The 11,189-nt window shown below is 59.9% G+C and carries 10 protein-coding genes; 9 read left to right on the plus strand and 1 reads right to left on the minus strand.

Annotated elements, in window-relative coordinates; all coding sequences use genetic code 11:
• Positions 1–76 precede the first annotated feature (76 nt).
• A complete protein-coding gene (gene asnA / locus Q0753_RS11155) occupies positions 77–1,069 on the plus strand; it encodes an aspartate--ammonia ligase (RefSeq protein WP_298720655.1) in 993 nt (330 codons plus the stop codon).
• Positions 1,070–1,139: 70 nt separating this feature from the next.
• Here asnA and Q0753_RS11160 read toward each other — a convergent pair whose 3' ends face one another.
• Positions 1,140–1,547, minus strand: a complete 408-nt coding sequence (locus Q0753_RS11160) for a CBS domain-containing protein (protein ID WP_298720658.1) — start codon at positions 1,545–1,547, stop codon at positions 1,140–1,142.
• Between the two features lie 237 nt (positions 1,548–1,784).
• On the opposite strand from Q0753_RS11160, the gene Q0753_RS11165 reads away from it, so the two are divergent.
• The 8 genes from Q0753_RS11165 to Q0753_RS11200 all read left to right on the plus strand — a co-directional run bounded on the left by Q0753_RS11165 (position 1,785) and on the right by Q0753_RS11200 (position 10,893).
• Positions 1,785–3,224 carry a HAMP domain-containing sensor histidine kinase gene (locus Q0753_RS11165; RefSeq protein ID WP_298720661.1) on the plus strand — a complete coding sequence of 480 codons (1,440 nt, stop codon included), beginning with the start codon at positions 1,785–1,787 and terminating at the stop codon, positions 3,222–3,224.
• Positions 3,217–3,726 carry a hypothetical protein gene (locus tag Q0753_RS11170; protein WP_298720664.1) on the plus strand — a complete coding sequence of 170 codons (510 nt, stop codon included), beginning with the start codon at positions 3,217–3,219 and terminating at the stop codon, positions 3,724–3,726. Before Q0753_RS11165 ends, Q0753_RS11170 begins: the two co-directional genes overlap by 8 nt.
• Positions 3,723–5,066, plus strand: coding sequence for a sigma 54-interacting transcriptional regulator (locus tag Q0753_RS11175; RefSeq protein WP_298720666.1), 1,344 nt, complete (start codon positions 3,723–3,725; stop codon positions 5,064–5,066). The genes Q0753_RS11170 and Q0753_RS11175 overlap by 4 nt, the downstream gene beginning before the upstream one ends.
• Positions 5,067–5,125: 59 nt before the next feature.
• Complete coding sequence (msrP, locus tag Q0753_RS11180; RefSeq protein ID WP_298720668.1) at positions 5,126–6,151, plus strand: protein-methionine-sulfoxide reductase catalytic subunit MsrP; 1,026 nt, start codon at positions 5,126–5,128, stop codon at positions 6,149–6,151.
• Complete coding sequence (gene msrQ, locus Q0753_RS11185) at positions 6,151–6,774, plus strand: protein-methionine-sulfoxide reductase heme-binding subunit MsrQ (RefSeq protein WP_298720669.1); 624 nt, start codon at positions 6,151–6,153, stop codon at positions 6,772–6,774. The genes msrP and msrQ overlap by 1 nt, the downstream gene beginning before the upstream one ends.
• A gap of 467 nt (positions 6,775–7,241) precedes the next feature.
• Positions 7,242–7,703, plus strand: coding sequence for a hypothetical protein (locus Q0753_RS11190; RefSeq protein ID WP_298720672.1), 462 nt, complete (start codon positions 7,242–7,244; stop codon positions 7,701–7,703).
• 68 nt (positions 7,704–7,771) lie between these two features.
• Positions 7,772–9,715, plus strand: a complete 1,944-nt coding sequence (locus Q0753_RS11195; protein ID WP_298720675.1) for a DNA topoisomerase III — start codon at positions 7,772–7,774, stop codon at positions 9,713–9,715.
• A 104-nt stretch (positions 9,716–9,819) separates the two neighbouring features.
• Complete coding sequence (locus Q0753_RS11200) at positions 9,820–10,893, plus strand: trypsin-like peptidase domain-containing protein (protein WP_298720678.1); 1,074 nt, start codon at positions 9,820–9,822, stop codon at positions 10,891–10,893.
• Positions 10,894–11,189 lie beyond the last annotated feature (296 nt).

Here is an 11,189-nt window from a genome sequence, read left to right on the forward strand (position 1 = left end):
TACCATTCAATGTTGAATTTAAAATGATATTCCCTGAGTATTCATCAAAACCAATCAGCAACCTCAGGTGAATGAGATGAAGCAGTCCTATATTGAACGCCAACGCCAGATCCGTTTTGTGAAGGAGTATTTCTCCGGTCAGTTGGCACAGCAGCTCAATCTGCTGGAAGTACAGGCGCCCATTCTCAGCCGTCTGGGTGACGGCATGCAGGACAACCTGTCCGGTTCCGAAAAAGCGGTACAGGTGAAGGTCAAGGCCATTCCTGCCGCTTCCTTTGAAGTGGTGCATTCCCTGGCCAAGTGGAAGCGCCATACTCTGGGTCGGTTCGGCTTCGAAGCGGGTGAAGGCCTCTACACCCACATGAAGGCGCTGCGTCCGGATGAAGATCGTCTGAGCCCCATTCACTCCGTTTATGTGGATCAGTGGGACTGGGAGCAGGTGATGTCAGCGCAGGATCGGGATGTGGATTTTCTGATCGGTACCGTTAACCGCATCTATGGCGCTATCAAGCGTACCGAGCAGGCGGCTGCCGCCGAATTCGGTCTGACGCCCTTCCTGCCCGAGCAGATTCAGGTGTTGCATGCGGAAGAGCTGCTGACCCGTTATCCGGATCTGGATGCCAAGGGCCGTGAACGTGCCATCGCCAAAGAGCTGGGTGCGGTATTCCTGGTCGGCATCGGTGGCAAACTCAGCCACGGCGACATTCACGATGTACGCGCCCCGGACTACGACGACTGGTCGAGTGCAGGCAAAGACGGTCTGGCCGGCCTGAACGGCGATATTCTGGTGTGGAACCCGGTACTGGAAGACGCCTTCGAGATTTCCTCCATGGGGATTCGAGTCGATCAGGAAGCATTGCGCCGCCAACTGGCGCTGACCGGTCATGAAGACCGCGCCGGCCAGGAATGGCACCAGGCCCTGCTGGCCGGTGAACTGCCCCAGACCATCGGTGGCGGTATCGGTCAGTCGCGTCTTGCCATGCTGCTGCTGCAACTGTCGCACATCGGTCAGGTGCAGTGTGGTGTGTGGCCCGCCGAGCTGAGCGAGTCGGTTGAGGGCCTGCTGTAATCGGCGGTCAAATCACACAGCAAAAAGGGAACCCTCGGGTTCCCTTTTTTCGTATTCGACCATCCGGTCTTCAGTAACTGATGGAGCAGTTCTGCAACTGTTTGTTGAGAAACTGCATGACCTGGTGGCGGGTAACGATACCGGTGACCTTGCCATCTTCGACCACCGGATAGAGCTTGGGCTTGGCGCCGCCCATGATGCGGGCCAGCTCGAATACGTCGGCATCGGGGGTAACGGTCAAGGGGTCCTTACGCATCAGATCATTGACCGTGACTCTGTTGTCACAGTGATAGCTGGCGTTGATCAGCTTGGGAATGCAGTCCTGCTCGGAAAGAAACCCGACAATCTGCCGTTGCGAGTCGACCACCGGCAGGCCGCTCAGCTCGGACTCCAGCAATCGGTCCAAGGCTTCCGTGATCGACATCTCGGCTCTCAGTAACGGCAGGCTGTGCCGCATTATTTCGCTTACTGTTGCCATCGCCATTCTCCTTTTATTGCGCATAAGCTGAGTGTGGCATTGTTATGCTCGGTAAGCCAATAGGTGCAGCCTGAACCATTGATAGGCGGGGCCCTGCCAACACAGTGCCCAGGTGTTGGTGCGAGCAATACGCCTCGGGGAGCTTTGTTGTTTCTGTAGTCTGCGTTTGTGGACATTTTTGTTATCCTGCGTTGCTTAAGACCAACAGACCCTAATAACCGAGTGAGTGTATGGATAATGTCTAACGGGGTCAGGGGATTCGCCCCCCGCTCTTTACTACAACTGGTACTGATTGCCTTTTCGCTGGTGTTGCTGCCGCTGATCCTGCTGGTTATTCAGAATGGCCGCAGCTTGGACCGGGTGAATCTGCTGGCGCAGGACGGGATTGAAAGCGCGGTTATCGATACCCGGCGCGCCTCGGACATGAACGACCTGACCCTGGAAATGGAGCGCGCCATTCGTCGTTATGCGGTATTGGGCAACCCGGAATTGCGTCACTCCTATCTGCGCCTGCTGGAGCGCTACCGGCTGGAGCTGGATCAACTGCTGCTGGGTATCGATGGCGGCCCCCTGGGGGCCTCGTTACAACATCAGCTGATCGATTTGGTGGATCTGGCCCAGGCCAGCGGCGAACAAATTCGTGAACGGGTTGAACTGTTCAGTGCCTTCAACCGCGATACCCTGGCGCTGGACCAGCTGACCCGGGCGCAGATTGACGGGCGCATCGAGCAGCTGCGCGAGCATGTGACGCAGGTGCGCCGGCAGCTGTGGATGCTGAGTGCGGCCCTGGGCGGTGCCAGTCTGTTGTTGGTGCTGTTGTTTACCTACCTGATTATTCGCCCGGTGCGACAATTGGAGCGGCGTATTCTCAATCTGGGGGCCGGGGTCGAGCCGGAAGAAAAACCGGTTCGGGGGCCGGCGGAGCTGGTGGCGCTGGGCGACAAGCTGCAGTGGTTGCATCAGCGCCTGCGCGAGCTGGAAGCGCAGAAGCTGCAGTTTCTGCGCCATCTGTCCCATGAACTGAAAACGCCGCTGGCCAGTCTCAGAGAGGGCGCCGACCTCTTGCTGGAGCGAGTAACAGGGCCGCTGACCGACGAGCAGGATGAAATCTGCGAGCTGTTGGTTCATAACAGTTTTCGTCTGCAGGGGCTGATCGAGCAGTTGCTCGATTACAACCGTATTCAGCAGGTGCAGGTCTATCAGGAGTCGGTGATGGTGCAGCCACTGCTGGAGCAAAGCCTGGAAGCCCATCGGTTGACCATCGAGAACAAGCGCTTGCAGGTTAGCCTGGCGCTGGATGAAGCCAGCCCGCTGGCAGACCGGCATCGGCTCAAGCTGGTACTGGATAATCTGATCTCCAATGCGGTCAATTACGCCGATGTGGCGGGGATGCTGCGGATCGAATCCCGGTTCGACGCCGAAGACTATGTGCTGACGGTCGCCAACACCGGGCAGCCAATACCGGAGCGGGACAGAGAGCGCATTTTCGAACCCTTCGTGCAGGGCAGCCAGGTGCGAAAAGGGGTGCTTAAAGGCTCCGGCATCGGGTTGAGTATTGCGCGGGAGGCCGCCGTCAGCATGGGCGGGCGGCTGATATTGAATACCACCATGGCAGAGCTGGTTTGTTTTGAACTGAGTCTGCCCACAAGCCAAGAGCAAGGAACAAGAGATGAGTAGAATCTGGTGTTGCGGTGTGCTGGCATTGATGTTGTCCGGCTGTTCACTGCCTTTTTCGCTGCCTTATCAACAGCAAATCGATGCCACCTGGAGTACGGGATCCGACACTCGGGAGCTGCATGACTGGCTGCAACTGTCGGCCGAGATGATGGACAGCAGTGAAAAAGCGCGTCAACAAGAAGTACTGCAGCTGCAGAAAACGCCTGTCGACCATCAGTCCGCTAACAGGGAATTGAAGCTGGCCCTGTGGCTGAGTCATCCCCGGGCTAGTATCGGTCAGCGACAGCAGGCGCAGCAGCTGTTCAAGCAGCATCTGCCGGCGGTGAACACCCGGCTGCAGCAATTTTTTGGCGCCTATCAGCGCTATAATCAGGAGTTGTTGACCCTTAATCGGCAACTGGCGGAACGCCAGCAACAGATCAACAGCCTGACCCGAAAACTGAAAGAGCTGGCCAGCATCGATCTGCAAATCAACGAACGTAAATTTCGAGAAGCGCCATGAAGCGTAAAGCCAGAATACTGCTGGTAGACGATGATGTCAGCCTGTTGAAACTGTTGGGACTGCGGCTGAAGAGTGAAGGCTTTGAAGTCAGCACGGCGGCCAGCGGCGCCGAGGCGCTGGAATGGCTGGAGCAGGAGCGCCCCGATCTGGTGCTGAGCGATCTGCGTATGGATGGCATGGATGGTCTGGCGCTGTTCGACCGCATTCAGCGTCAGCATGTGGGGCTGCCGGTGGTGATCATGACGGCGCATGGCTCCATTACCGACGCGGTGACCGCCACCCGTTCCGGGGTGTTCGGGTTTCTGACCAAGCCCATCGACAAGGAGGCGTTGCGCAGAACCATCAACGAAGCGCTGTCGGTATCCTTGCCGGCGATGGAAGACGACTGGCAGCAAAGCATCATGACCCGCAGTCCGACCATGGTGGCCTTGCTGGAACAGGCCCGGCGCATGGCCCCGCTGGACATCAGCGTCATGCTGACCGGGCCTTCCGGCTCGGGAAAGGCCTTGATGGCCGAGGTGTTGCACTATGCCAGCCCACGGCGGGATTACCCTTTTATTGCCCTGAACTGCGGCGCCATGACCGAGCAATTGCTGGAGTCCGAACTGTTCGGCCATGTCAAAGGCGCCTTCGATGGCGCCGTATCCGATCATCCGGGCGTTTTTCTCGCCGCGCAGGGCGGAACCCTGTTGCTGGAAGAGGTGGGTGAGTTGTCGTCGACGCTGCAGATAAAACTGTTGCGGGCACTGGAGCAGCAGCAGGTGCGGCCACTGGGGGCCACCAGCAGTATCAAGACCGATGTGCGGGTGCTGTCTTCCACCAACCGGGACCTGGTTAGTGCCATGGAGCAGGGCGCCTTTCGGGAAGACTTGTTTTACCGACTCAATGTGGTGAACCTGAACCTGCCGGCGTTACAGCAACGACCCGAAGATATTCCGCTGCTGGCGCGTCACGCGCTGGACCAGCTCAGGCAGCGCCAGTCCACCCAGGTGACCGGTTTTGCGCCCGAGGCACTGTCGATGCTGGCGGCGGCAAACTGGCCGGGTAATGTGCGGCAATTGCTGAATGTGGTAGAGCAGGCGGTGGCGCTGGCGTCGGCCCCGGTCATAGGCCCGCAGCTGCTTGAGGGCATACTGGCGGGCAGCAGCGAACCCTTTCCGACCTTCAACGAGGCCAGGGCAGAGTTTGAACGCTTGTATCTGCACAAGATACTGCGCATGACCGAGGGCAATGTCAGCCAGGCGGCCGCACTGGCCGGACGCAACCGGACCGACTTCTACAAGCTGCTCAGCCGACACGGTATCGAGGCCGGCACTTACAAAGAAAAAAACAGGGAATGAAAGATTTATACACTTTACTCGCTCTTTGTACCCAATAAGCCAGTCACCACGGATTTCACATGCGGATACACCTCAAGAAAAAATCACAACTGAGCGAAAACCAGGTTACCCCGGAATCGGTTTATCGCCAGCGCCGACAGATATTGCAGGGGCTCGGACTGGGGCTCGGCGCCGCGGCATTGAGCGGCCCGGCCAGTGCCGGCCTGTTCGGTTCCCTGTTGGGGGATGAAAAAGCCACCCCCAGCAAGGGGGCCGCCATCACCACGCCGCTGACCTTCAATCGTCCCGACGCCTATCAAATAGCGGTGCCGCCCACGGCCGAGCGGGTGGCCACCAGCTATAACAACTTCTATGAATTTGGCGCCGACAAATCGGATCCGGCGCGTAATGCTCAAGGCTTCAAAACCAAGCCCTGGACGCTGACCATTTCCGGTGAAGTGGATAATCCCCAGACCATTGACGTCTGGTCGTGGATGGAAAAACAGCAGCTGGAAGAGCGTATTTATCGCCATCGCTGTGTGGAAGCCTGGTCGATGGTGATTCCCTGGCTGGGGGTGCCGTTGGCAGACATCATCAAGGCGGCGGGGCCGACCTCCAAAGCCAAGTATGTGGCCTTTGAAACCCTTTATGATCCCGAACAGATGCCCGGTCAGGCCTCGCGTTTTCTCGGTGGCGGCATCGATTATCCCTATGTGGAAGGGTTGCGTCTGGACGAGGCCATGAACCCGCTGGCGATGCTGGCGGTGGGCATGTACGGCAAGACGCTGCCGCCCCAGAACGGGGCGCCGATAAGGCTGGTCGTGCCCTGGAAGTACGGCTTCAAGGGCATCAAGTCCATCGTGCGCATTCACCTGACCGACAAGCAGCCGCCCACCACCTGGAATCAGCTGGCGTCTTACGAATATGGCTTTTATGCCAACGTGAATCCCGAGGTGGATCATCCCCGCTGGAGTCAGGCCAGCGAGCGGGTGATCGCCGAAGGCGGCCTGTTCGGCAGCGAACGCCAGCCGACGCTGATGTTCAACGGTTATGAAGAAGAAGTCGCCAGCCTCTATCGGGGGATGGATTTGAGGAAGTTCTACTGATGAAACTGACCCCGAAAGGGTTGTTGTGGCTGAAGGTCTGTTTGCATGCAGCGGCGGTGTTACCGCTGCTGTGGCTGCCCTGGGCGTTTGAGGTGGGGCGCTTCAGCGCCGACCCCATTCCGGAGCTGATGCAGTTTCTGGGCGACTGGTCGCTGCGGCTGTTGCTGCTGACGCTCTGCATCTCGCCCCTGGCCAAAAAACTGAAAAACGGCGGCCTGATCAAGGTGCGCCGGCTGTTGGGGCTCTGGTGCTTTACTTATGCCAGCCTGCATCTGCTGGTGTGGCTGCTGCTCGACCTGCAGCTGGCCTGGGGCCAGATTGGCGAAGAGATCGTCAAGCGCGGTTTTATTACCTTAGGCATGGTGTCCTGGGTGGTATTGCTGTTGCTGGCGGTGACTTCTACCCGGGGCTGGCAGCGTCGGCTTGGCCCCCGCTGGCAGCGGCTGCATAACTGGGTGTATCTGCCGGCGCTGCTGATACCGATTCATTTCTGGTGGGGCGTCAAGTCCGGCTGGATAGAGCCGGCCTTCTATCTGGCGCTCAGCCTGGGCCTGTTGTGGTGGCGGCGCGACAAGCTGAGCCGCTGGTGGCGAACCCGGCTGAAAGCGAAGAGGGTGGGGTGATATCCATCATATTATACCAATCTGTAAAACTAACTGATCTACTTGGCTTCACGGTAAAGGTCGAACGAAGGGTTCACTCCACCGACACGCTGAACCGCATCCCTGCGACGCTCAGCACATGACGTCCTGTCATGTGATGGTCGCTGGAGTAGAACCCTTCATCCTCCCTAATGCTGCGGAGTCGCCTGTGGAGCGATCTGCAGACAGCTCGGTGCTAAGGAGAGGCAACAGAGATCGGCTCCCACGACCGTGAAATGCCAGGGACGGCATTTCCGAGCCCCACGGATGGGTTCATGGCGTGTCGTGGGAGGCGGCTGTGTTGCCTCTGGTCTGCGGCTTCAATATGACCAGATCATTACTGGGGTTGGTATTATCAGTCGACTCAGCAGCCGGAGGAGGGTTCCTTTTCACATCTTTGCCGGCTATCGGTTAAACTGGCGGCTTTTGGGCAAGCAGCGGAGTAGTGAATGGATAACCGGTTATGGGGATTGTGTTTTCTGGACGAGGGCGTGGCGTTGTCGGTGATCAGCCGCAAGGAGACCCGCTGCCAGTGGCTGAGCGACGAGGATCAGGCCCGCGAGTATTTGCTCAGTGATTATCTGGCCCATGTGGCCGAACTGGGCGAGTTGGACGAGCAGCAAACCACGGTGGCGCGGGAGCGGTTCGAGCTGCTGATGGAGCAATATCCGGAGCCGGAAACCCTGGTGGAATACCTCAACGATCTCACCAGTGGCCTGACTCGCATTCTCTGGTTTGGCCCGCTGTCTGCCCTGGCCGAAGACTACGGCGATTTTCCGCTGGCGCTGCGCGCCTATTACTGGGAAGAGTATGGCGAAGGTGACGAAGATCCGGTAACGCCGGTGGTGGAAGACGACTGGATTTACCTGGTGGAAGCCATGGACGACTTTCTGCTGCAGGACGATTATTGAAGTCGATCCCGCCCTGCTGCTAACCTGTATCCATATACAGTAGCCTACAGGCAGCAACAAGCCCCCCTATGATCCTCTATATTGCCGAAAAACCCAGTCTCGGCCGCGCCCTGGCCGAGGTGTTGCCCAAACCCCATCAGAAGGGCGATGGCTTTATTCGCCTGGGCAATGGCGACGTGGTCAGCTGGTGTATCGGCCACCTGCTGGAGCAGTCCCAGCCCGACGCCTATGATCCGGCCTTCAAGCAATGGCGGCTGGAACACCTGCCGATTATTCCCCGCGAGTGGAAGCTCGAAGCCAAGCCCAAGACCCGCAGCCAGCTGACGGTGTTGAAGAAGCTGCTGAAGCAGGCCGACGACATCGTGCATGTGGGCGACCCGGACCGCGAGGGCCAGTTGTTGGTGGACGAGGTGATCAGTTTCTGCGGGGTGTCTGCTGCCCGGCGGGAACGGGTGCAACGCTGCCTGATCAGCGACCTCAACCCGGCGGCGGTCAAGAAGGCGCTGGCGGCGCTGCGGCCCAACCGGGACTTTGTGCCGCTGTCGGTGTCGGCGCTGGCGCGGTCCCGGGCCGACTGGCTCTATGGCATCAACATGAGTCGACTGTGCACCATTCAGGGCCGGAAAATGGGCTATCAGGGGGTGCTGTCGGTCGGACGGGTGCAGACCCCGCTGCTGGGGCTGGTGGTGCGCCGGGATCAGGAAATCGGCTCCTTTACCGCCAAACCCTATTACGAGGTGTTGGCCTTGTTGCAGACCGAGGCCGGCGAGCGATTCAAGGCCAAATGGCAGCCCAGCGACGCCTGTCGGCCCTGGCAGGATGAAGAAGGGCGGGTGCTTTCCCGCGCCCTGGCGGAAAACGTCATCAAACGCATTCAGGGCCAACCGGGGCGAGTGGCCGGGGCCGAACGCAAGCAGCGCCGGCAGGCGCCGCCGCTGCCTTACAACCTGTCGACGCTGCAGATTGACGCGGCCCGTCGTTTCGGCCTCAGCGCCAAGCAGGTGCTGGATGTGTGCCAGACCCTGTATGAGCGGCACAAGCTGATCACCTATCCCCGCTCCGATTGCCGTTACCTGCCGGAAGATCATTATCATCAGGCCGGGTCGGTTACCGGGGCTTTGGCGCGCACCTGCCCCGAGCTGGCAACGGCGGTGGCCGAGGCGAATTTAAGCCTGCGCAGCAAGGCCTGGAACGACAAGAAAGTCGAGGCGCACCACGCCATTATTCCCACCGCCCGGGCGATGGACGGCGGCAAGCTGTCCGGCGCCGAGCAAAACGTCTATCAGCTGATTGCCCGCCAGTATCTGGCCCAGTTCTATCCGCACTGGGAATATGCCGACAATCAGCTGGAAGTCGATATCGCCGGCGGCCGCTTTGTCGCCCGCGCCCGCCAGCAAATAAAGCCGGGCTGGAAAGCCCTGTTTGCCCGGCCGGACAAGAAAGAAGAGGAAGATCCCGAATTACAGCCAACGCTGCCTGCGCTGGCGGTGGGGGATGCGTTGCTGTGTCTCGAAGGCGAACTGCTCGACAAGCTGACCCAGCCGCCCAAGCATTTCAGTGACGCCACCTTGCTGGCGGCCATGACCAATATCGCCCGTTATGTCACCGATGCCGAGCTCAGGAAAATACTGCGCGATACCGATGGTCTGGGCACAGAGGCGACCCGGGCCGGCATTATCGAGTTGCTGTTCAATCGCGGCTTCCTCGCCCGCGAGGGCAAGCAGATTCGGGCTACCGAAGCGGGAACCAAGCTGATCGCCAGCCTGCCCGAGTCGGCGACCACCCCGGACATGACCGCCCGCTGGGAGGCGGTGCTCGATGCCATCAGTCGCAAGCAGGCCGCTTATCAGGGCTTTATGGCCGAGCTGGAAGCCTCGCTGCCGGTATTGATAAGCCAGGTTGACCCGGCGGCGTTCAGCGGCCTGCAGGGCGGCGGCAAGCCAAAGCAGTTTCGCAAGCGCAAGCCGCGCAAGGCGGCAACCGGTGCTTCGGCCAGGGCGAAAAAGCGCTAGGCAAGCCGTGCGATATTCGGCCGAATGCGGCGCTGTCGGCCTGCTATGCTTAGGCTTTCAACTCGCCGGCGCCGTGGTTGTTGCGCCACAGACGGAAGCCCATCATGGACAAGACACCCCTGTTGTTCGCCCTCGGCGCCCTGTTGCTCGCCGGCTGCGGCCTGAATGGCGATGCCGGGTATCAGGCCGGTTACGCGGCCCGGCTCGCCGGAGACGACGACAAGGCCTTTGCGTATTACCTGAATGCGGCCCGCAGCGATGATTATCCCGAGGCGCGGCTTGAAGTCGCCGACATGTATCTGCAGGGCAGGGGAACCCGGCAGGACACCGGCCAGGCAATCAGCTGGTTCAGGCAACTGGCGAATGCCGATGATCCGCAGTGGAGCCGCCAGGCGCATCGACAACTGGGCCTCATTTACCGGGGCGATTATGGCGCCGAGTATCGGAATCGGCGCAAGGCGGCAGATCATTTTCGTCGTTGTGCCGATCAGGGCGATGCCGACTGTGGCCGCTTGCTGGCGCTGCTGACCCCGCCTTCTCTGCGAGTGGTGGCCGCCGGTAGCCAGAGCGTGGCTTCCGGTCTGCCGGCGGTGGATATCTATGCCCGTCATGCTGCCAGCGTGTACAAGATAGTGGTGTACGAGCAACTGGGCGCCGACTTCGAGCCCCTCAGCGTCGGCTCGGCCATTGCCATCGACTCGTACCGCGCCATCACCAGTTATCATCTGCTGCAGGCTGGCGGCGTGCCGGTCAGCATAGACAGCAGCCCTGACGGTGGCACCGTGCAGGAGTCGGATGTGCAGGTATGGCAGGTGGCCCGGGTGGATCCCCGGCGGGATCTGGCCCTGCTGACCCTGGCCGAGCCGGTGCGGCCGTTGAACTTCACCGATACCATGGCGTCGTTCGATCGGGTTCGGGTGGGCGAAAAGGTGTTCGCCATCGGCGCCCCGGCCGGACTGGATAAAACCCTGACCGAGGGCATCGTCTCCGCCCGGAGAACCGAGAACGGGGTGCGGCTGATCCAGACCACGGCCCCCGTCACCTATGGCTCCTCGGGCGGCGCCCTGTTTAATACCGAAGGCAACCTGATTGGCATGACCGTGAAGGGCGTGCAGGCCGGGGGCAATTTCAACTTCGCCCTGGCCATGGACGAGGTACAGGCCTTTCTGGCGGAGTAGACGGCCTCCACCCTGTAAACCGTTATACCCTGTTTATCGGACAAAGGGCCCGCTCCGCCAACCCGCTATGATACCAATCCCAGTAATGATCTGGTCATATTGAGGTCCCAGACCAGAGGCAACAGAGCCGACTCCCACGACACGCCTCAAGTACATCCATGTAAGCTCGGATATGCCATCCCTGGCATATCACGGTCGGGGAGCATTCTCTGTTGCCTCTTCTGGAGTACCGAGTTGCCCGCAGACAGACCAACAGGCGACTCTGTAGCATCAAGGAGGACAAAGGGATCTGCTCC

The organism is uncultured Oceanisphaera sp., assembly GCF_947495715.1.
Classification (GTDB): domain Bacteria; phylum Pseudomonadota; class Gammaproteobacteria; order Enterobacterales; family Aeromonadaceae; genus Oceanimonas; species Oceanimonas sediminis.